The sequence below is a fragment of the Parerythrobacter jejuensis genome (assembly GCF_039536765.1).
GTDB lineage: Bacteria > Pseudomonadota > Alphaproteobacteria > Sphingomonadales > Sphingomonadaceae > Parerythrobacter > Parerythrobacter jejuensis.
This window is the reverse complement of the sequence record NZ_BAAAZF010000001.1, coordinates 1,650,646-1,670,903: the sequence shown is the minus strand read 5'-3', so window position 1 is coordinate 1,670,903 and position 20,258 is coordinate 1,650,646. Positions and strand designations below refer to the sequence as shown.

General features: G+C 59.4%; 17 protein-coding genes. 9 read left to right on the top strand and 8 right to left on the bottom strand.

The window, feature by feature from the left end:
• The first annotated feature begins 93 nt into the window (after positions 1 to 93).
• From hisS to metK, 6 genes are all read left to right on the top strand, one after another.
• Complete coding sequence (gene hisS, locus ABD653_RS08205; protein WP_160778228.1) at positions 94 to 1,341, top strand: histidine--tRNA ligase; 1,248 nt, start codon at positions 94 to 96, stop codon at positions 1,339 to 1,341.
• Positions 1,341 to 2,408: a peptide chain release factor 1 gene (prfA, locus tag ABD653_RS08200; RefSeq protein ID WP_160778227.1), complete on the top strand. Its 1,068-nt coding sequence runs from the start codon at positions 1,341 to 1,343 to the stop codon at positions 2,406 to 2,408. Before hisS ends, prfA begins: the two co-directional genes overlap by 1 nt.
• The gene (prmC, locus tag ABD653_RS08195; RefSeq protein ID WP_160778226.1) at positions 2,401 to 3,240 is read left to right on the top strand and encodes a peptide chain release factor N(5)-glutamine methyltransferase; all 840 of its coding nucleotides are present in this window, start codon (positions 2,401 to 2,403) and stop codon (positions 3,238 to 3,240) included. The genes prfA and prmC overlap by 8 nt, the downstream gene beginning before the upstream one ends.
• A gap of 201 nt (positions 3,241 to 3,441) precedes the next feature.
• Positions 3,442 to 4,101: a DUF4167 domain-containing protein gene (locus ABD653_RS08190; RefSeq protein ID WP_160778225.1), complete on the top strand. Its 660-nt coding sequence runs from the start codon at positions 3,442 to 3,444 to the stop codon at positions 4,099 to 4,101.
• 34 nt (positions 4,102 to 4,135) lie between these two features.
• The gene (lnt, locus tag ABD653_RS08185) at positions 4,136 to 5,692 is read left to right on the top strand and encodes an apolipoprotein N-acyltransferase (protein ID WP_160778224.1); all 1,557 of its coding nucleotides are present in this window, start codon (positions 4,136 to 4,138) and stop codon (positions 5,690 to 5,692) included.
• A 63-nt stretch (positions 5,693 to 5,755) separates the two neighbouring features.
• Positions 5,756 to 6,967 (top strand): methionine adenosyltransferase, encoded by a 1,212-nt coding sequence (gene metK / locus ABD653_RS08180; protein ID WP_160778223.1) that lies wholly within the window; start codon positions 5,756 to 5,758, stop codon positions 6,965 to 6,967.
• 46 nt (positions 6,968 to 7,013) lie between these two features.
• Here the strand turns inward: metK and ABD653_RS08175 are convergent, their stop codons facing one another.
• From ABD653_RS08175 to ABD653_RS08160, 4 genes are all read right to left on the bottom strand, one after another.
• Positions 7,014 to 8,162 (bottom strand): CaiB/BaiF CoA transferase family protein, encoded by a 1,149-nt coding sequence (locus tag ABD653_RS08175; RefSeq protein ID WP_160778222.1) that lies wholly within the window; start codon positions 8,160 to 8,162, stop codon positions 7,014 to 7,016.
• An 8-nt stretch (positions 8,163 to 8,170) separates the two neighbouring features.
• Positions 8,171 to 8,815 carry a CoA transferase subunit B gene (locus tag ABD653_RS08170; protein ID WP_160778221.1) on the bottom strand — a complete coding sequence of 215 codons (645 nt, stop codon included), beginning with the start codon at positions 8,813 to 8,815 and terminating at the stop codon, positions 8,171 to 8,173.
• Entirely contained in the window at positions 8,812 to 9,645 is an 834-nt protein-coding gene (locus tag ABD653_RS08165; RefSeq protein WP_160778220.1) for an HAD family hydrolase, read from the bottom strand. The genes ABD653_RS08170 and ABD653_RS08165 overlap by 4 nt, the downstream gene beginning before the upstream one ends.
• Positions 9,646 to 9,756: 111 nt before the next feature.
• Positions 9,757 to 10,464, bottom strand: coding sequence for a CoA transferase subunit A (locus ABD653_RS08160; RefSeq protein ID WP_160778219.1), 708 nt, complete (start codon positions 10,462 to 10,464; stop codon positions 9,757 to 9,759).
• Between the two features lie 168 nt (positions 10,465 to 10,632).
• On the opposite strand from ABD653_RS08160, the gene ABD653_RS08155 reads away from it, so the two are divergent.
• Both ABD653_RS08155 and ABD653_RS08150 read left to right on the top strand, forming a co-directional pair.
• A complete protein-coding gene (locus tag ABD653_RS08155) occupies positions 10,633 to 11,376 on the top strand; it encodes a class I SAM-dependent methyltransferase (RefSeq protein ID WP_160778218.1) in 744 nt (247 codons plus the stop codon).
• A gap of 280 nt (positions 11,377 to 11,656) precedes the next feature.
• Positions 11,657 to 13,975 (top strand): CDC48 family AAA ATPase, encoded by a 2,319-nt coding sequence (locus ABD653_RS08150; protein WP_160778217.1) that lies wholly within the window; start codon positions 11,657 to 11,659, stop codon positions 13,973 to 13,975.
• On the opposite strand, the gene ABD653_RS08145 is transcribed toward ABD653_RS08150, so the two are convergent.
• Positions 13,972 to 15,060, bottom strand: coding sequence for a mechanosensitive ion channel family protein (locus ABD653_RS08145; protein WP_160778216.1), 1,089 nt, complete (start codon positions 15,058 to 15,060; stop codon positions 13,972 to 13,974). The genes ABD653_RS08150 and ABD653_RS08145 overlap by 4 nt on opposite strands.
• Before the next feature lie 65 nt (positions 15,061 to 15,125).
• Entirely contained in the window at positions 15,126 to 17,966 is a 2,841-nt protein-coding gene (gene polA, locus ABD653_RS08140) for a DNA polymerase I (protein WP_160778215.1), read from the bottom strand.
• 251 nt (positions 17,967 to 18,217) lie between these two features.
• Between polA and ABD653_RS08135 the strand changes: the two genes are divergently transcribed.
• Positions 18,218 to 18,505 (top strand): hypothetical protein, encoded by a 288-nt coding sequence (locus tag ABD653_RS08135; protein WP_160778214.1) that lies wholly within the window; start codon positions 18,218 to 18,220, stop codon positions 18,503 to 18,505.
• A 99-nt stretch (positions 18,506 to 18,604) separates the two neighbouring features.
• On the opposite strand, the gene ABD653_RS08130 is transcribed toward ABD653_RS08135, so the two are convergent.
• Together ABD653_RS08130 and ABD653_RS08125 are read right to left on the bottom strand one after the other, a co-directional pair.
• Positions 18,605 to 19,621 carry a serine hydrolase gene (locus tag ABD653_RS08130; RefSeq protein WP_160778213.1) on the bottom strand — a complete coding sequence of 339 codons (1,017 nt, stop codon included), beginning with the start codon at positions 19,619 to 19,621 and terminating at the stop codon, positions 18,605 to 18,607.
• Positions 19,622 to 19,766: 145 nt separating this feature from the next.
• Positions 19,767 to 20,174: a baeRF12 domain-containing protein gene (locus ABD653_RS08125; protein ID WP_160778212.1), complete on the bottom strand. Its 408-nt coding sequence runs from the start codon at positions 20,172 to 20,174 to the stop codon at positions 19,767 to 19,769.
• Positions 20,175 to 20,258: the final 84 nt, after the last annotated feature.

Sequence of the window (20,258 nt, the reverse complement as noted above, 5' to 3'; positions counted from 1 at the left end):
CTCCCCCAAAAGGCGCACCTGGAATGTATGGGCGCGCCATTAGCCGCTAGCTCGCCATTGCGAAAGCCATTCCTTGGTCGTAGGCGCGCCTGCATGAGCAAGAATACGCCGAAAGCCATTCGTGGCACCCAGGACATTTTCGGACCCGATGCAGAAGCTTTTGCCTTTGTCGTCGAAACCTTTGAGCGCGTGCGCAAGCTCTATCGTTTTCGGCGGGCAGAAATGCCGGTGTTCGAGAAAACCGAAGTCTTCGCCCGCTCACTGGGCGAAACGACCGATGTTGTTTCGAAAGAGATGTATTCGTTCGAGGATCGGGGCGGGGACTCGCTTACGCTGCGCCCTGAATTCACGGCCGGCATCGCGCGCGCTTATCTGACCAATGGCTGGCAGCAGCATGCCCCCTTGAAGCTGGCTACGCATGGTCCGCTGTTCCGCTACGAGCGCCCGCAAAAAGGCCGCTACCGCCAGTTCCACCAGATCGATGCCGAAATCATCGGTGCGGCAGAACCGCAAGCCGATGTGGAATTGCTGGCCATGGCGGACCAGCTGCTGAAGGAGCTGGGCATTGAGGGCGTGACCTTGCACCTCAACACGCTCGGTGATCGCGAAAGCCGCGAAGCCTGGCGTGCGGCATTGATCGACTACTTCTCGGCAGTAAAGGGCGAGCTGAGCGAAGATAGCCAGGAACGGCTGGAGAAAAACCCGCTCCGCATTCTCGATAGCAAGGACCGCCGCGACCGGCCGTTCTTGGCCGACGCACCGAAGATCGATGATTTCCTGAGCGAGGACGCACGCGTTTTCTTCGAAGCGGTGACAAGCGGGCTCGATGCTGCCGGCGTCAATTGGATTCGCGCCGAAAGCCTGGTGCGCGGGCTCGACTATTATCGCCATACGGCATTTGAATTCATTCCCGACGAAGGCAGCGCAGCAGCCGAGGCACTGGGCGCGCAGAGTACTGTGCTGGGCGGCGGACGCTATGACGGACTGATGGAAAGCCTCGGCGGGCCTGCCACTCCGGCAGTCGGCTGGGCGGCAGGGATCGAACGGTTGGCAATGCTGGTAGGGGACAGGCCCGAAGCCGCTGCAGATATCGTTGTCGTCGTTGAAGACGACGAAATGATCGAGGTTGGCCAAGAAGCAGTGAGCGCGATCCGGAATGCCGGGCTATCTGCAGAATTTATCGCAAGCGGCGGCAAGAAGAAGCGTTACGATAAGGCCACCAAGGTCGGCAGCCATGCTATTCTCTCGATGAGCGATGGCGAACGTCGATTGCGCTTTCGATCAGAAGGTGCAGATTGCGAGCGAGTTGCCGCCCAGCTCAAGAGTTTGAATCTCGATTGATGCAAATCCCCGCAGAACGTCTTGATCAAATTGCCAACCGCTTCGCGGAGATCGAAGCGCGGATGGCTTCGGGGACGTTGGAGGGAGACGCATTCGTCCAGGCCAGCCGGGACTATGCCGAGCTGGAGCCGGTGGCGAAGATCGCAGCCGAAGTTAAGGCGGCACGGGAAGAAATCGCCGGTCTGGAGCACATGCTCGCCGATCCCGAGATGAAAGCGATGGCGGAAGAAGAGCTGGCTGCGATCCGCGACCGGTTGCCCGAAGCGGAGCGTCAACTTGCGGTCGCCATGCTTCCGAAAGACAGTGCCGACAGCAAGCCTGCGATGCTGGAAATCCGCGCGGGAACAGGTGGCGACGAGGCTGCGCTTTTTGCCGGTGACCTCTACCGGATGTACGAGAAATTCGCCGCCGAACAGGGCTGGAAAGTCGAACCTGTCAGCATGAGCGCTTCCGAAGTCGGCGGCTTCAAGGAAGTGGTTGCCAATATCCGCGGCACGGGCGTGTTCGCCAAGTTGAAGTTCGAAAGCGGTGTGCACCGTGTCCAGCGGGTGCCGGTGACCGAGAGTGGCGGACGTATTCACACCTCTGCCGCGACCGTAGCCGTGCTGCCGGAGCCGGACGAGGTGGACATCACAATCGACCCGTCGGACCTCAAGATCGATACGTATCGAGCAAGCGGAGCCGGTGGCCAGCACGTGAACACGACGGATAGTGCGATCCGGATCACCCACCTGCCAACCGATACGGTTGTCACCTGCCAGGACGGGCGCAGCCAGCACAAGAATCGCGAACAAGCGATGAAGGTTCTGCGCGCCCGGTTGTTCGAAACCCAGCGCGATGAAGCACAGGGGGCCGAAGCGGAAGCGCGCAAGGCCATGGTCGGCAGCGGAGACCGGTCCGAACGCATCCGCACTTACAATTTCCCGCAGGGCCGCGTGACCGATCACCGGATTGGTCTGACCTTGCACAAACTGCCCGAAGTTCTTGAGGGGTCCGGGCTAACCGAGCTGATCGACGCCCTGATTGCCGAGGATGAGGCCAAGCGGCTCGCCGCCCTCAATGAATAATGTCGCATCCGCTCTGCGGGCCGCGACGGCGCGTCTGGAGCAGGTGAGCGATACTGCCCGGCTGGACGCCGAGTATCTGATGGCGCATGCACTGGGCGTAACGCGCTCCTCCATGTTGCTGGGCCACCAGCAGGTCCCTGAGCCGCTGGCATATAGCGGGCTGGTGGATCGCCGCCTGTCGTACGAGCCGCTGGCTTACATCACGGGCGAACAGGATTTCTACGGCCGCAGCTTCATTGTCTCGCCGGATGTCCTGATTCCACGCAGCGATAGCGAGCAGGTCGTCGAGGCTGCGCTCGGGTACATGGCTTTGGACGCGCGGATTCTGGATTGCGGCACAGGCTCGGGCGCATTGCTGGTGACTTTGCTCGCCGAACGCAGCGGGACCACAGGTGCGGGGATCGATGCCGCCTTCGCTGCTCTGCCTGTAGCAGCTGCCAATGCGGCGCGCTTGGGTGTTGCAGACCGTGCGCGGATCTTGCGCCGCGATTGGACTGATCCGGACTGGGCGGAGGATCTTGGCAGGTTCGACCTAATCATAGCCAATCCGCCCTACATCGGAACAGGCGCCAAGCTGGATCGATCGGTGCGTGCATTCGAACCTGCAAACGCTCTGTTCGCGGGTGAGGATGGTCTTGCCGAATATCGCCGCCTGATCCCGCAATGCAGGGAGCTGCTCAATCCTGACGGTGTGCTGGTGCTGGAAATCGGCTATCAACAGTCCGCGGCAGTGGCCGCAATTGCACAGGAAAATGGCGCGAAATCAGAGCTTAAGCATGATTTGGCAGGGCGCCCAAGGGCGATGATTCTGCGCTGGGGGTTGGCAAAGTAAGAATCACGGGCTAACTCTGGCCATAGGCCAGGCGATTGCGTTGCTCTCACCGGCCTGGATCCAACATTTGCGAATACGCGTAGGCGCCTTGGCGCTTGCCAGCAATGCAGATGGAGGGCTGCGACCTGTGCAGGGGCCCAGGCGTGGCGGATCACCTTGGATAGTCACGTTGGCTAGCCAGCAGATGAGGAAGAGTATTCCTTGAATAACAATCGTAATAATAACCGTCGTGGCCGCGGCCGCAATAATCGTAACCAGGGTGGCGGTGGCAACAGCGCCAACCGGATCGATAGCCGGGCACGGGGCAATGCGCCGCAATTGCTCGACAAGTACAAGAAGCTTGCGCAGGATGCCCAGCACAATGGCGACCGGGTGCAGGCCGAATACTACCTGCAGTTTGCTGATCACTATTTCCGTGTGATCGCCGACAACAAGGCCCGCCAGGACGAGCAACGCGCCAAGCGCGATGCCGAGCGTGGCCATAGCCGCGGCGATGATGAAGAAGACGAGGATGGCGAGGATAACCGCCGTGGTCGTCGCAATACACGCGGTCGCCGCAATGACGGTGATGATCGTCAGGATAAGCGCCAGGATGAATCGGATGGCGAGGGTGAAGAAAACCCCTTTACCCGTCGTCGCAGCCGGTCCGACACGCGCTCTGACGAGAAAAGCGAAGAGGGCGAGAAGCCGCGCCGCAGCCGTAAGCCGCGCAAATCAGAGTCGGACGAAATCGACGCTGCGGTTCTGCCGCCGGCGATTGCTGGCGACAGTGATGATGAAGAAGCCGAGAAGAAGCCGCGTCGCCGTCGTCGCAAGGCCGATGACGATGATGATGGTGAAACTCTGAGCGCAGTGGGCTGATTCTGTCATTGGAAGAGGGCGCGGTTCTTCTGTGATGGAGCGGTTTCTCTTTCGTTTTCCAAAATCTGCCAGCTTCCTTCTAGGGGGGCTGGCAGCGCTTGGTTTCCCTCCCTTGCAATTGTGGCCCGTTGCCCTGCTTGCGATGGGCCTGTTTGTACTCGTCGTGCAGCGCGCGGAAACCTGGCGCCGAGCGCTTTTGCTCGGCTGGCTGTTCGGGATCAGCCATTTCACACTGACCAATAACTGGATCGCAACGGCATTTACGCACCAGTCGGAAATGCCAGAATTTCTCGGCTGGCTCGCGGTGCCGCTCTTGGCACTCTATCTGGCGATATATCCGGCCCTGGCTGCTGCTGGTGCCCAACGGTTCGCGCCCACAGATCGTCCCCTTGTCTTTGCCTTGGTGTTCGCCGGTCTCTGGATTGTCACCGAGTGGCTGCGGAGTTGGGTCTTTACAGGCTATGCGTGGGCCCCCTTCAGTCTGACTTTGCTGGGTCATGAAGCTGTGCCGGGATTGGCCATGCTACTCCCGTGGTTCGGAACCTACGCACTGTCAGGTTTTGCCATCCTGATCGGCATAAGCGTGGTGGCACTGTTTGCCGGGCGACGCTTCATCCCGGCTCTTGCCATCGCTGCACTGGTAACCGCCGGTATGTATCTGCCACGCGGCGAGCGAGAGGAAGGCACGCTGCGCTACACCGTTGTCCAGCCCGATCTCGACCAGCGCGAACTGAACGATCCGCGCGAATACGAACCGGCATTTCTGACGCTTTCGGCTTTGAGTACGCGCAAAGATGGATCTGCCGAGCGGGTCGTTTTCTGGCCAGAGTCCGGCCTGCCCGACTATCTCCGCGAAGGGTATCCAGAGCGATATTATCGCGCGACAACCGCAGGTGGTGACCCGCTGTTGGCGCGCGCACGAATTGGCCAAGTCCTCGATGATACGAGCATGCTGTTGACCGGGGCCGTCGACCTCGAAATCGAAGGCGAAAGGGCCAAGGCCGCCTACAATGTTGTGACGGCTCTCGACACCAATGGCACGATTGCGGCGGGATATCGCAAAGCGCATCTGGTGCCATATGGCGAGTATCTAGCCTTGCGCTGGTTGCTGGAGCCGCTCGGGGCAACGCGGCTGGTCGCGGGTACGATCGATTTCTGGCCAGGGCCGGGGCCGGCAACGCTTGATCTGGGCCTGTATGGCCGCGCGGGCATCCAGATTTGCTACGAAATAGTGTTCTCGGGGCAGGTTACGGATCGGGACGAGCGACCGGATTACATTTTTAATCCCTCCAATGATGGCTGGTTCGGGCTTTGGGGGCCTCCCCAGCACTTTGCGCAAGCACGTATGCGGGCAATAGAGGAAGGGCTGCCGGTTATCCGCTCAACCACCACTGGCATCAGCGGGGTGATCGATGCGGACGGCATCGTCCGTGCGTCTCTGGGCTCACGAAAAATGGATGCGCTGCACGGGTTCATCCCACCAGCAAAGCAGCCGACACTCTTCAGCCGGCTGGGCAACGTACTGGCCCTTTTATGGGCCGGATTTTTTCTCGCTTTGTCGTTGGTTGCCATGCGCCGGAGGCGCGGCTAGGACACGCGAAGCAGACATAAAGTTATCTTTATATCCACCGGATCGAATTGACGGCGAGGGACGATGCGCAGCGACTACCTTTTCACTTCCGAAAGCGTTTCCGAAGGCCATCCGGACAAAGTTTCAGACCAGATTTCCGACGCCATTGTCGATCTGTTCCTGTCGAAAGATCCTGAAGCGCGCGTGGCCTGCGAAACCCTGACTACCACCCAGAGAGTTGTGCTGGCCGGCGAGATTCGCGGCCAAGGCATCATGGACACTGATGGCAATTGGGCTCCGGGGATCGAAGCCGAAATTGAACGGACTGTCCGCGATACCGTGAGGGATATCGGATATGCGCAAGACGGTTTCCATTGGGAAACGCTGACTTTCGAGAACCACCTGCACGGCCAGAGCGCGCATATCGCGCAGGGTGTCGATGCCAGCGGCAATAAGGATGAAGGCGCAGGCGACCAGGGCATCATGTTCGGCTTTGCATGCGACGAAACGCCTGACCTGATGCCCGCAACTATTGATTACAGCCACAAGATCCTGCACCGGCTCGCCAAGGATCGGCATTCGGGCGCAGCCCCGTTCCTGGAACCTGACAGCAAGAGCCAAGTAACCCTGCGCTATGTTGACGGGAAACCAGTGGCCTGCACTGCGGTAGTCGTAAGCACCCAACATGCGGCCGGATATGATAACGGCGAGAAGGAAGCCGAACTGCACGCCTATGTGAAAGGCGTGGTGGCGGAGATTTTGCCCGAAGGTTTCCTGTCCGGCGACACCGTATGGCATATCAACCCCACAGGTACCTTTGAAATCGGTGGCCCCGATGGCGATGCCGGGCTGACCGGCCGCAAGATTATCGTTGATACCTATGGGGGCGCTTCGCCCCATGGCGGCGGCGCATTCAGTGGCAAGGACCCGACCAAGGTCGATCGCTCGGCGGCGTATATTACGCGCTACCTCGCCAAGAACATCGTCGCTGCTGGGCTTGCCACGCGCTGCACCATCCAGTTGGCCTATGCGATCGGTGTGTCGCGCCCGCTTTCGCTTTATGTCGACACGCATGGCACCGGCACGGTGGATGACAACACGCTGGAGCAGGCCATCAAGAGTATCGACCAACTGGGCGGCCTGACGCCGCGCGGGATCCGTACCCATCTGGGTCTGAACAAGCCGATTTATCGCAAGAGTGCGGCCTATGGGCATTTCGGGCGGACTGCCCGGGGTGATTATTTCCCGTGGGAGCGGACCGATCTGATCGAGGACATTAAAGCCGCGTTGGGCTGACGCCAAAACCCGTCAGGACAGATCGCGGGCTGTTGCGTTGTGCGGTTTAGCCTTGCTCTTGATCGGCGCCATGCGCTGGCGACGGGAGATCCAGTGCCAGCTCGGCATCCGAGAAGGAAAACGGGCTCCGCACAGCCGGAAGCGCACCCACGTCGACTTTGAGCTTGCGCGCGATTACCTGCGGATCGGCAAAGACCTCGTCCAGATTGTTGATTGACCCGGCGGGAACACCGTGTCGCTGGCAGGTGTCCAGCAAGTCTGCCTTGCGCCATTTCGCAGTCGCTTCGGCAATCTCCGCGTCCAGCAATTGGGCGTTTTCGACGCGGCCCGCATTGCTGACGAAGCGAGGGTCTTCTGCCAGCTCAGGACGGCCAAGCATGTCGACCAACCGTCGGAACAAGCGATCATTGGCGGGGGCAAGAATGACATGGCCGTCGCTGGTGGCAAATACCCCATAGGGCGCGACTTGCGCGTGGGCGTTGCCCATCCTGGGCGGGTTTTCGCCCGTCGCGAAATGATAGGTCGCCTGGTTCGACAGCAGGGCCACGGAACAATCGAGCAGGGCCATATCGATATGCTGGCCCTTGCCGGTTCTCTCACGCATCAGTAGGGCGGCCTGGATTGCATTGGCCGACCAGACACCGGTCGACAGATCCGAGATTGAAATCCCCATTTTCACCGGCACCCGGTCCGGCTCCCCGGTCAGCGACATAAAGCCACTCATCCCCTGGACAACGAAATCATACCCTGACTCGTGGGCGCGTGGCCCGTCTTGTCCGAAGCCGGTGATGGAACAATAGACGAGCCGCGGGTGATTGGCCGCGAGGCTGGCAAAATCGAGCGCGAACTTGCAAAGTGCGCCAGTCTTGAAATTCTCGATGACGACATCGGCATCGGCGATCAGCGATTTGACTCGATCAAGGTCTGCGGCGTTTCGGAAATCGGCGACTATCGAACGCTTACCCCGATTGCAGGCGTGGTAATAGGCTGCCTCGCGTGATCCATCCTCACGTTCGACCCAAGGCGGGCCCCAGAGCCTGGTGCCATCGCCTTCGGGGCTTTCTACCTTAATGACATCGGCCCCGAGATCAGCGAGGATCTGGCCCGCAAAAGGGCCGGCGAGCACCCGAGCCAGTTCCAGTACCTTGAGCCCCGCCAGCGGACTGTTCGGGTTGCGGGGCTGGTCGAACCACATGGGATCGCTCAGCCGAGTGCGACGTCGAATTGCGCAGTCGTCTTGGCCGACACTTCCTCGACTGTAACGCCAGGGGCCAATTCGATCAGCCGGAACGGGCTGTCATGGTCCACACGGTGGAACACGCCCAAATTGGTGATGATCATATCGACCACATTGGTACCGGTCAGCGGCAGGGTGCATTGCGGGATAAATTTGGGGTCACCGGCCTTGGAATTGTGATCCATCACGACAATGATCTTCTTCACTCCGGCGACCAAGTCCATGGCGCCGCCCATACCCTTGATCATCTTGCCTGGGATCATCCAGTTGGCGATGTCGCCGTTTTCCGCGACTTCCATCGCGCCCAAAACGGTCAGGTCGATATGGCCCCCGCGGATCATGCCAAAACTTGTGGCGCTGTCGAAATAGGCGCTGTTGTCGAGCTCGCTGATCGTCTGTTTGCCGGCATTGATGAGGTCGGGATCGACTTCGTCATCAAAGGGAAAGGGGCCGATGCCGAGCATCCCGTTCTCGCTTTGCAGGGTTACATGCATGCCGTCAGGAATGTGGTTTGCCACCAGGGTCGGGATGCCGATTCCCAGATTGACGTAATAGCCATCCTGTAATTCCTGCGCGGCGCGTGCTGCCATTTCATCGCGGGTCCAGCTCATTCACTTTGTCCTTCGTTGGGATCGGGGCGGCTCTGGACCGGGGCCAGGAACCATCCCTTGCCGAGCATGGCGTCAAGGCCAATCGCTGCATCGGGGTTTTTCAAATAGTCGAACAATTCGTCAAAATCGCTGCGCTCGTCGCCTAGCATCGCGATCAGGCATCGCTCCTTGGCGGCCTCCTCGCGGCGCGTTTGCTTGCGATCATCACTATAGCGCAGCAGCAGAATTTGATCCTTGCCAACGGGATCGAGGCCTGTGGTCCGCAGCCAGTTCTTGACATCGCCAGCGCGATCTGCGGTCAGGCCCGAACTCCAGAAGATGGCGACATCCTGATCGCGCAATTGTGAAAGCGCGCTGGCAAGGGCCGGTTTCGATGCCAGCTGGTCAGGATCAAATAAGCCTTGCGAGGGATCGAGATCAATCATTACCGCATTGCCAAGAAACCGGCATGGCGCACGACGGGCCACCAACAGGCCCGGCTCTGCCAGCAGAGCAGACTCGCGCAGCTTGTCCTTCAAGGGGTCCCGCGCGGCGAGTTCCGAGGCATAGGCCGCAAAAGCCGCATATGTGGCTGCGTCTTTCGATACTGTAGCCCGTCCGGTTGTTGGCGGGGGAAGAGCTGTAAGTTTCGTTGCGACCGCTACCGCTGTTTCCTGCCGCCCCTCGATTTGCGCGAGCGCCAACTGCGATGTCGGTAGAAGCTCTGCTGCTTCACCTTTGGTCTGTTCTTGCCCGGCCGAACCGTCATTACTGGCCATGGCAGGCCCAGGTTCTACGGACACGGGATCGGCCGCGCGATTGGCTTCACCACCGCGCGTCGAACCGATCATCCCAGCCCCTGCCGCGACCGGGATAAGCGCAGCGACACAGCCCGAGAGCGAGAGGCCCGCGGCTATCAGCAAGAAAAGGGAGGCTTTGGTTTTCAACGGATTTGCACCGGCCTATGCCGTCTCGCGTTCGCGGGTGGTGCGGAATTCGATCTGTTTGTCGTAGGGGGCCCCGACAATCATACGCTGGACGAACACGCCCGGCAGATGAATGCAGTCTGGGTCGAGCGACCCTGTCGGTACGATTTCCTCAACCTCGACCACGCATGTTTTGCCGCAAGTGGCAGCAGGCACGTTGAAGTTCCTGGCGGTCTTGCGAAAGATAACATTGCCCGTCTCGTCAGCCTTCCAGGCCTTCACGATGGCAAGATCGGCGAATATACCGCGCTCGAGGATGTAGTCCTCGCCATCAAATTGCTTCACTTCCTTGCCGTCGGCGACCTGGGTGCCGACGCCCGTCTTGGTGTAAAAGCCGGGTATGCCGGCGCCGCCGGCCCGCATCCGCTCGGCAAGCGTGCCCTGCGGGCAGAATTCAACTTCGAGCTCGCCCGCCAGGAATTGCCGCTCGAATTCCTTGTTCTCGCCAACATAGGAACTGATCATCTTGGCAACCTGCTTGGTACGCAGAAGCTTGCCGATCCCCTCATTGTCGATGCCTGCATTGTTGCTGGCGAAGGTAAGGCCCTTTACACCGCTGTCGCGGATCGCATCGAGCAGGCGTTCAGGGATGCCGCACAGGCCAAAGCCTCCGCTCGCGATCAGGAGGTTGTCGGAAAGCAGCCCGTCCAGGGCACTCGCGGCATCGGGATAGAGCTTCTGCATCGGTTCCTCATCGAATGGGTATGCAATTTGATCGCGGCATAGCGTCAAGCTCGCGCACTGTCATCCGCCCATCGAACGGCGCTGGGTGGCCGTTGGTCGACCCGAACTTGTTCGGCAGAACCTGCAATCCCTATGCTGTTACAACGCAGAAGACAGGAGGGAGTACGCATGAAGGGCATTTTGAGCATTGCAGTCATGGTGGGGCTGGCAACCGGATCGCCATTGGTTGCGCAAACACAGGAAGCGGACGCGGCGGTCGCCAGCGAAAGCAGGACCGAGGCTGACAGGGCTCTGGACGAGAGCCGACAACCGGCGGATGTACTTCGCTTTGCAGGCATTCGCGAAGGCGACCGAGTAGCGGATTTCATGGCAGGCGGTGGGTATTATACCGCCTTGATCGCCGATATCGTGGGCAAGGATGGACTGGTCTATGCCATCAACCCGACTGGTTTCCATGATGCAGCGGCGTGGAAACAGCGGATGGCGGCCCATTCCAACATCCGGCCCATCGTGACCGAGCCGCGAGGGATGCAGCTGGCTCCCCAGAGCGTTGATACGATCTTCACGCATCTGGTATTCCATGACTTGTACTGGGAGTCCGAGCGATTCAATTTTCCGCGCCTTGACGAGAAATTCATGCTCGCGAACTTCTTCGCAGCAGTGAAGTCGGGCGGAACGGTAATTGTGATTGATCACACCGGGCCCGCCGGAGACACGCGAAAAGTCACTGCCGACCTTCATCGCATCGCGCCAGCTACCGTTGTGAGCGCTATGCAGGAGGCTGGTTTTCGACTGATTGATCAATCCGATATGCTGCAGCGCACCAATGACGATCAGTCCAAGAACGTGTTCGACGAGTCGGTACGAGGCAAGACGGACAGGTTTATATTGAAATTTCAGAAGCCTGCTTGAGGAAGAGGTTCTCTAGTTGCGTATTTTGCAACCATCCTGTCTCTTTTCGCACTTGCACAATATTGACCCGATCAGCATATCGGGCGGGCCTTTCAGGCATCCTCTCCCAAACTTTTCAGCCCGGTTGGTTCTCCAGCCGGGCTTTTTTCTTGCCTGCCGCAACCGTCGAATCCCGCGGGCAAGGAACCGGGTTCTAGCCTCCATCATTTGCATGATAGCGCTGGGCTTCCTAGCTAGGCGCATCAAGACGATGCCAAACTGAGATGAGGAGCCCGGACTAATGGCCGATGCGGACGCTGCGGTAGAAGAAAAGAAAGTCCGGTTGCAGGTTGCAGCAGCCCGTCAGGAAGAAAGCGGACAAGGCATCGCCCGCATGCCGCGATCAGCGTTCCAGACGCTCGGCATTACTGAAGGCGATGTTGTCGAAATCGAAGGCAAGCGAAAGACCGCCGCGATTGCCATGGCTGCCTATGATGAAGACCAGGCACTGGATGTGGTCCGGCTGGATGGTCTCCAGCGCGGCAATGCAGAGGCCGGATCGGGGGAGCACGTAAAGATCACATCCGCTGAATCGCGTGCCGCAACCCGCGTAGTGTTCGCTCCGGCCAGTCGCGAAATGCGGCTGCAGGGGCCAACCCAGGCGCTACAAAAGAACTTCTTCCGCAAGCCTCTTGTTGCCGGCGATCTTGTCGCGACTACAGGCCAACAGCCGGTCCAGAACATGCCGCCCGAAGTCCGGCGGATGTTCAACGCGCCAGCTTATGCTCTGACACAAATCAGGCTGAGTGTCGTTTCCACCGTGCCCAAGGGTATCGTTCATATTGACGAGAATACCGAAGTGGAGTTGCGGACCGAGTTTGAAAAGCCGCGCGATGCCCGCGCGGTCGTCAACTATGACGACGTCGGCGGAATCGACGATACCATCCAGCAATTGCGCGAAATGGTCGAGCTTCCGCTGCGCTATCCCGAACTTTTCACCCGCCTGGGGGTCGATCCGCCCAAAGGCGTATTGCTGCATGGCCCGCCCGGAACGGGGAAGACACGACTGGCACAAGCTGTTGCCAACGAAAGCGACGCGGATTTCTCGATCATCAACGGGCCCGAGATCATGGGATCGGGCTATGGCGAGAGCGAAAAGGCCCTGCGCGAAGTCTTCGAGAATGCGGCCAAGAATTCCCCTGCAATCATCTTCATCGACGAGATCGATTCCATCGCCCCCAAGCGTGACAGGGTGCCCGGCGAGGCTGAAAAGCGGCTGGTAGCCCAGCTGCTGACTCTGATGGACGGGCTGGAAGCCCGCGCCAATGTGGTCGTCATAGCCGCCACCAACCGTCCTGATGCAATTGACGAAGCATTGCGGCGTCCGGGCCGGTTCGATCGGGAAATCGTGATTGGCGTTCCCGACGAGAATGGCCGGCGGGAAATCCTTGCCATCCACACGCGCGGCATGCCGCTGGGTGATCGGGTCGATCTCAAGGAGCTAGCGCGGATGACCTACGGCTTTGTCGGTGCAGACATTGCTGCCCTTGCGCGAGAAGCTGCCATCGATGCCGTGCGGCGGATCATGCCCAAAATCGACCTGGATGAGCGGGAAGTCCCGCAAGAGGTTCTGGACGATCTGTGCGTCACCCGGGAAGACTTCCTTTCGGCACTCAAGCGTATCCAGCCTTCCGCCATGCGCGAAGTGATGGTCCAGATGCCCAATGTCTCGTGGGATGATATTGGCGGAGTCGAGGATGCTATTGGCAAGCTCAAGGAAGGCATCGAGCTGCCGCTGAAGAACCAGGAAGCTTTCCGGCGACTGGGTATCAGGCCAGCCAAGGGTTTTCTGCTTTACGGGCCGCCGGGCACTGGCAAGACGCTTCTTGCCAAGGCGGTCGCCAAAGAGGCCGAAGCCAATTTCATATCGATGAAAAGCTCGGATTTGCTGAGCAAATGGTATGGCGAAAGCGAGCAGCAGATCGCCAAGATGTTCCAGCGCGCCCGCGCGGTTGCGCCGTGCGTGGTATTCATCGACGAGATCGATAGCCTCGTGCCCGCCCGTGGCAGCGGACAAGGCGAACCGCAGGTCACTGGCAGGGTGGTGAATACCATCCTGGCAGAGATGGACGGACTGGAAGAAATGCAGTCCATCGTCGTGATTGGTGCCACCAATCGCCCCGCTCTGATCGATCCCGCACTGCTGCGACCGGGCCGATTTGACGAGCTGGTCTATGTCGGAACGCCTGACAAAAAGGGGCGTGAACAGATCCTCGGCATTCACACCGATAAGATGCCGTTGGCCGATGATGTCGATCTGGCCAAAATTGCCGGGAAAACGGCCCGCTTTACTGGAGCTGACCTGGAAGATGTGGTGCGCCGTGCAGGCCTCAACGCCCTCCACCGTGTCGGACCGGATGTGCAGGATGTGACCTCGGGGGACTTTGAAGAAGCGCTCAAAGACTCACGCGCGTCGGTGACATCCAAGATGGAGGCAGAATATCGCAAAATGCGCGGCGAGCTGAAGAAGCGTGCAGCGCAAGTGCAGCCAATCGGCTTTTTGCATGAAGGAATGGTTGAATCGACCCGTGCCAAGAAGCACGGCGAGGTCGAGGATTAGGTCGAAGCGCGATCGTTGGCGGACTCGACTTCCAGCCGGTGGCGGATCAGCGCTTCCGGTTGGGTTTCACGCAGCCACTTGATCATATGCTCGCGCAAGGCGCAGCGCAGGGCCCATAGATCGCCGATGGTGCCCGCGCTCACTGAAAGGCGCAACTCGACGCTCTCCGGATGGGCTTCGGTCATCAGCAATACAGCGGTGCGCTTGTCCCACAATTCATGCGCATGAACGAAGCGCTCGAACTCTGCCCGGATCGGGTCGAGGTCTGTTATCGGATCAAGATGCAAATAGACCGGGCCAGTCAGCATTTCGTTGCGACGAGACCAATTCTCGAAACTCTCATCAAGGAAGCGGCTGGTGGGCACGATAATCACCCGCTCGTCCCAGGTGCGTACTGTTATGAAGCTCATGCGGATTTCTTCGATTCGACCGGTGTGCCCGTCCACCACTACCAGATCGCCAATCCGCAGCGGCTCGGTCAGCGCAATTTGCAGGCCAGCGATCAGGGATTTGAGCGCCGGTTGCGCAGCCGCACCAATCGCCAATGCTGCCAGGCCAGCAGATGCCAGCATAGTAGTGCCGATGGATCTCACTGACGGAATGGAGAACAGCATGAGGCCGATCGTGATTAGAATGATCGCCAGGGTTGCAATCCGTGACAGCACGGCAACCCGGGTCTTGCGCGAACGCAGCGCGACAGGGTCACCCGATGCCTCCACTTGCACCTGCAAGGCAGCCGTCAGTGCGCGCACCATATTGTACGCAATCCAGCCGAGGAGAGCGGGCCTCAGGAACTGGGCGAACGGTTCCCACAGCAGGCCAAGCGCGTCATCGACTTGAGCGGCGAGTGTCACGCCGATGGCAATGAAAGACCACTTGATCGGCTGGCGAATCCGCTGGATCAGGATATCGTCTGCCACGCTTTCAGACATGTGCGTGATCTTGCTCACCGCCTTGAAGACAAGGCGATAGGCGACATAAGACAATGCGACCGCAATCACGACGACCAGCAGGGATACCGCCCCTTCGGCCAGCACCAGATGCCAGTCGATATCAAAGTTTGCGGGATTCAAGTCATCGAACATGCTGCGAGCGGTATGGGGTCTGCTGCGTGAATGCAATACGACAGCAAGGTCACCCCGATCAGGTGCTAGTGAGCCGCATCCCAGCTTGGCCCCGTCCCGATCTCGATGCCAAGCGGCACGGACAAATCGACAGCAGGGAGGGCTGCGTCCGCCATGACCCGCTCGATAACAGGGCTTGCGCTGGCAACATCACTTTCGGGCAGCTCGAACACCAGCTCATCATGTACTTGCAAGAGCATCTGCACGTGGCCGAGGCCCGCATCTTCCAGCGCGGGCATCATCCGAACCATTGCGCGCTTGATGATATCCGCGCTGGTTCCTTGGATCGGGGCGTTGATGGCAGCGCGTTCGCTTCCCTGCCGCTCTGCCTGATTCTTGGAGTCGATCCGCGGGAACCATGTTTTCCGCCCGAACAGCGTTTCAGAATAGCCACGCTCGCGGACTGACTCGAGTGTTTCGGCGATGTAACGCTGGATGCCGGGGAAGCGCTGGAAATAGCGATCAATCATGGCTTGCGCCTCGTCTGGTTCCACCCCGAGGCGTCCGGCAAGCCCCCATCGTGAAATTCCGTAGAGAATGGCGAAATTGATCGTCTTGGCCTGCGCACGCGTATCACGATCAACCGCACCATACATTTCCTGCGCTGTGCGATTGTGGATGTCCTCGCCTTTGGCGAAGGCATCCTTCAGAGTATCGACATCCGCCATGTGGGCAGCCAGCCGCAATTCAATCTGGGAATAGTCTGCTGCCAGCAGGACATTGCCGTCTTCGGGCACGAAAGCTTCCCGGATTTGCCTGCCAATTGGGGTGCGGATCGGGATGTTCTGCAAGTTTGGATCGGTAGATGAGAGGCGCCCTGTCTGGGCCCCGACCAAGCTATAACTGGTGTGGACCCGTCCGGTATGTGGGTTGATCGCTTGTTGGAGAGCGTCGGTATAGGTCGATTTGAGCTTCGTCAGCTGACGCCACTCGAGCACCTTGTCGGCAATGTCGGCGCCCTGGCCGGATAGCTTTTCAAGTACGGCCTGATCGGTGGAGAACTGTCCGCTCTTGCCCTTCCTGCCACCCTTGTAGCCAAGCTTGTCGAACAGGATATCGCCGAGCTGTTTTGGGCTGCCGACCGTGAATTCCTCGCCGGCCAGCTCGTGGATTTGCTGTTCCAACCGGGCTGTTTCGGTGGCGAACTCTTCCGACAGGCGGGCGAGCCGGGTCCGGTCAACCTTGATCCCGTTGCGCTCCATCATTGCGACTACGGGTACCAGCGGCCGGTCGACACGCTCATAAACTCTCGAGCCTCCCTCGATGGCAAGGCGTGGCTTCAGATGTTGGTGCAGGCGCCATGTTACATCGGCATCTTCAGCGGCGTATTCGGTCGCTTTGTCCAGCGGCACTTCGCCGAAGGGTATTTGTTTCTTGCCGGTGCCGCATATTTCTTTGAAGGTCAGCGGCGTGTGGCCGAGATGGCGTTCGCTCAGCTCATCCATGCCATGGCCTCCCCCGATCCCGTCTTGTCCGCGACCGGCATCAAGATCGAAGCTGATGATCATCGTATCGTCTATGGGCGCTACGTTGATACCGTAGCGGGACAGGACATTGAGATCATATTTGATGTTCTGGCCGATCTTGAGAACCGCGTCGCTTTCGAGCAGCGGTTTCAAGGCTGCGAGTGCCTCATCAAATCCCACTTGCTCCGGCTTTTCCGCGAACATGTCACTGCCGCCATGAGCCAGGGGAATGTAGCAGGCATGGTTAGGCCCGGTCGCCAGGCTAACGCCCACCAAATCCGCCTGCATGGCATCAAGCGCACTTGTTTCGGTATCGACTGCGATCTCGCGCGCTTGCTCACACTGGGTAATCCAATGTTCCAACCGCTCCATTGTTTGCACGGTTTCATACGCGCTGCGATCAATTGCGGGGAATTCGGGCAGGGGCTGACGATTGCCTTCGGGGCTGGCATCGGCCCCGTGCGTGTCTGCTTTGGCAGGATTGAGCTCATTTGCTCGATCGGGGCTGCCGTTCCCGGCATCGAGCCGGCGCAGAAGACTGGTGAACCCATGCTTTTCGAGGAATGCCGCCAGCGGCCCGGGGGCGATTCCGTCCAGCTTCATATCGTCAATGGCGATCGGTAGCGGGCAATCCTCTTTGAGAGTCACGAGAATCCGGCTCAATTCGGCGTCGGCACGATGCTCGAGCAGCCTTTCCTTGAGCTTGCTCTTCTTCATCTCGGGCGCCGCATCGAGTGCCGATGTGAGGGAGCCGTGTTCCTGGATCAGCTTGGTCGCAGTCTTGGGACCGACACCGAAAATGCCGGGAATGTTGTCGACGGAATCGCCCATCAAGGCGAGAACGTCGCCTACCAGGTCGGGACCGACTCCAAATTTTTCCTCCACCTCGGAAACGCCGATCCGCGCGTTCTTCATGGTATCAAGCATGTCGATCGCGCCATGGCCGTCACCACCCGGCCCAACCAGTTGCATCAGGTCCTTGTCGGACGAAACGATCGTAACATCCCAGCCCTTGGCAGCGGCGGCGCGCGCATAGGATGCGATCATGTCATCGGCCTCGACATTCTCTTCCTCGATCATCGGCAGCGAAAACGCGCGCGTCGCGTCACGGATGAGCGGGAATTGTGGCACCAGATCCTCGGGGGGCGGAGGACGATTGGCCTTGTACTGGTCGTAGATCTCGTTGCGGAATGAATGGCTCGATTTGTCGAGCACGACCGCGAGGTGAGTCGGCCCGTCGGCCTTGTCGAGATCGTCGGCCAACTTCCACAACATCGTGGTGTACCCGTAAACCGCTCCGACCGGCGTGCCTTCGGGATCTGTCAGAGGGGGAAGACGGTGATATGCGCGGAAGATGTAGGCGGAACCGTCTACGAGATAGAGATGCTGTTTATCGGCCATAACGCACTGCTAGCAGTGTCGCGGTGGTGCAGCGAGGGCCGGAGCCGAAATTTATGTGGCCAGAAAATGGCAGAATTCGGGCAATCTGCGGTAAAATAAGGCAGAAATATGGCAAAATGTGGCAAAAGGGCTTGCTACGCCACAATCCGGCCATTATTTAGGGCGCAGAAGCCATCCTATGGGGGAGGTTTCACCGCACCGGCATAAGCCGGAGACGGAAATCCACTCGCTAGAGTAAGGAATTGTTTATTATGCGTAAGATCGTTCTCGCTGCTGCCGCTGCTGGCGCCGCTCTGACCCTGGCTGCTTGCTCGGAAGCTACCGAAGAAGCTGCAACCGAAGCTGCCGATTCGGCAATGGCTGACGCTGAGTCGGTTGCCGAAGACGCAACTGCGACCGCTGAAGGCGCCATGGAAGACGGCGCTGCTGCTGTTGAAGGCGCTGCCGACGCGACTGCTGAAGCTGCTGGCGACGCTGCCAACGCTGTTGCTGGCGAAGCTGAAGAAGCTGCTGCCGACGCCGAAGCTGCTACCGAGTAAGCTTTCCGCTTAGTCGAAACGAAGAGGGCGGTGCCATGCGGCGCCGCCCTTTTTGTATGTACCGCATGATGGGAAGCCGAGGGCGCAACCCGCGCGCCTTTAGTCTCCGCCGTAATCTGCCGTGGCGTACTGGCGGCGCGGACTGGCGCGATAGCCATCGTAAAGCGCCCGCGCGATCGAAGCGATTTTCGCCTCCCGATTGCGCCGTGTTCCCTGCCCTGTAACGTAGATCGCCACAGCAAAGGCGCGCCCGTCCGGTGTACGGATGATGCCGATATCGCTCGATGTGTTGTTGAGCGAACCCGTCTTGTGCAGAACTTCCGCCTCGCCCGGTATCATGGCCGGAATGCGCCGTTTGCCCGTCCGGGTGCGGCTCATCGCACCCATCAGAACGCGCCTACTCTCGCGTGACAAGAACTTGCCCTGATAGAGCCCGGCGAGCAAATCGACCATGGCTCGAGGAGTCGCGCTGTCACGGCGGTCGATATAAGAAACCGGGTCATACTCGCCATCATCGCGAACCAGAGTCGCAATATCACGGTCGATGCTGAATTCGCGGATGCCATTGCGGCGCGCCCAGCCATTGACAGCGTTGGGGCCGCCAACGACTTTCAGCAGCGCATCAGTTGCCGGATTGCTCGACCGCGTGATCATGATTTCGATCAGGTCGATGGCGGGCATGTAGTTGCCCTTGCGAACCGGAGCAGCACGGCTCGAATATTTCTTGGAGCGGATCGGAATCATCAGCGGAAATTCGCTGGTCAGGCTCCAACGACCCTGCTCGACCCCCTCGAGGAAAGTCGCGGCGACGGCGATCTTGCTCGTGCTTGCCATTGGGAAGCGCTGGTTGCCGAGAATCGAGATCTGTTCCCCGCTCGACAAGTCGACGGCGGCGACGCCGATCCTGCCTTTGGACCCATCCGCAAGCTGCGCGATGCGGCGCTCGAACGACGTTTCGTAGCGCGCCTCGAAGCTTTGCGGTGCACGGACTTGCGTGCCGAAGGTGCGATCAAACGCAGCCTCCAAGTCGTTGCTTTGCGCAACTGCAGGGCTCGCAGTCAGCCCGGCAAAGAGGGCTGCGGAAGCTGCGGCAAGGCGGAAAAAGCGAGACGTCATGCGGGTACCCTTAGCCAGTGCATGGTTTGCATTCGATTAATGGGCCGCTGCCACAACGGTGCAAGCGCTCCGTGTAAATACGGAGCAGTTGCAAGACAGATGATTCCAAAAATACGATCAATTGAGCCGCAGCTTCGCAACGAAGTCACGCATTGGCGATGATTTTCGCGATCTGCTCCAACGATTCGCTCGTCACGGTCTTGTCGAGCTCGCCAATCAGCCGCCGTTCGAGTTCGGCGTGATAGTGATTGCGCATTTCACCAAGCGACTTGGGATCGGCTACAATCAGAATATCCTCCAGATCACCTTCGATAGCCTTCCCGTTCAACCATTCGGCTACGGCGGCACCATGCGCGAGTTCGTCCAGCTGGGTGCGCCCCAGTTTCTGGCCGACATCATCCTGGTGGCGCACCCCGGCGCTGAAATTTGATGGATCCAGGACCGGTTCTTCGATCACCGTCAGCTTCGGTTCGAAGGGCTTTCCTGTGTTCTGCATCAGGATGAATCGCTCGCCATCAACAATAGCGACATGGGCATTGTGCGGACATTTCATGAATTCTTGCTCCTTTGCATGCCCACTCAATGCACGAGCTAGCAAAATGTTGCGCTTGTCGCACAGGAGCAGTGCTGCAAAGCT

Excerpts from the sequence above, each read along its gene's own strand:
- prfA (WP_160778227.1), top strand. The coding sequence starts at position 1,341 with ATGCAAATCCCCGCAGAACGTCTTGATCAAATTGCCAACCGCTTCGCG.
- lnt (WP_160778224.1), top strand. The coding sequence starts at position 4,136 with ATGGAGCGGTTTCTCTTTCGTTTTCCAAAATCTGCCAGCTTCCTTCTA.
- ABD653_RS08175 (WP_160778222.1), bottom strand. The coding sequence starts at position 8,162 with ATGTGGTTCGACCAGCCCCGCAACCCGAACAGTCCGCTGGCGGGGCTC.
- ABD653_RS08130 (WP_160778213.1), bottom strand. The coding sequence starts at position 19,621 with ATGACGTCTCGCTTTTTCCGCCTTGCCGCAGCTTCCGCAGCCCTCTTT.
- prmC (WP_160778226.1), top strand. The coding sequence starts at position 2,401 with ATGAATAATGTCGCATCCGCTCTGCGGGCCGCGACGGCGCGTCTGGAG.
- ABD653_RS08135 (WP_160778214.1), top strand. The coding sequence starts at position 18,218 with ATGCGTAAGATCGTTCTCGCTGCTGCCGCTGCTGGCGCCGCTCTGACC.
- ABD653_RS08145 (WP_160778216.1), bottom strand. The coding sequence starts at position 15,060 with ATGTTCGATGACTTGAATCCCGCAAACTTTGATATCGACTGGCATCTG.
- hisS (WP_160778228.1), top strand. The coding sequence starts at position 94 with ATGAGCAAGAATACGCCGAAAGCCATTCGTGGCACCCAGGACATTTTC.
- metK (WP_160778223.1), top strand. The coding sequence starts at position 5,756 with ATGCGCAGCGACTACCTTTTCACTTCCGAAAGCGTTTCCGAAGGCCAT.
- ABD653_RS08160 (WP_160778219.1), bottom strand. The coding sequence starts at position 10,464 with ATGCAGAAGCTCTATCCCGATGCCGCGAGTGCCCTGGACGGGCTGCTT.
- ABD653_RS08150 (WP_160778217.1), top strand. The coding sequence starts at position 11,657 with ATGGCCGATGCGGACGCTGCGGTAGAAGAAAAGAAAGTCCGGTTGCAG.
- ABD653_RS08170 (WP_160778221.1), bottom strand. The coding sequence starts at position 8,815 with ATGAGCTGGACCCGCGATGAAATGGCAGCACGCGCCGCGCAGGAATTA.
- polA (WP_160778215.1), bottom strand. The coding sequence starts at position 17,966 with ATGGCCGATAAACAGCATCTCTATCTCGTAGACGGTTCCGCCTACATC.
- ABD653_RS08155 (WP_160778218.1), top strand. The coding sequence starts at position 10,633 with ATGAAGGGCATTTTGAGCATTGCAGTCATGGTGGGGCTGGCAACCGGA.
- ABD653_RS08125 (WP_160778212.1), bottom strand. The coding sequence starts at position 20,174 with ATGAAATGTCCGCACAATGCCCATGTCGCTATTGTTGATGGCGAGCGA.
- ABD653_RS08165 (WP_160778220.1), bottom strand. The coding sequence starts at position 9,645 with ATGATCGGTTCGACGCGCGGTGGTGAAGCCAATCGCGCGGCCGATCCC.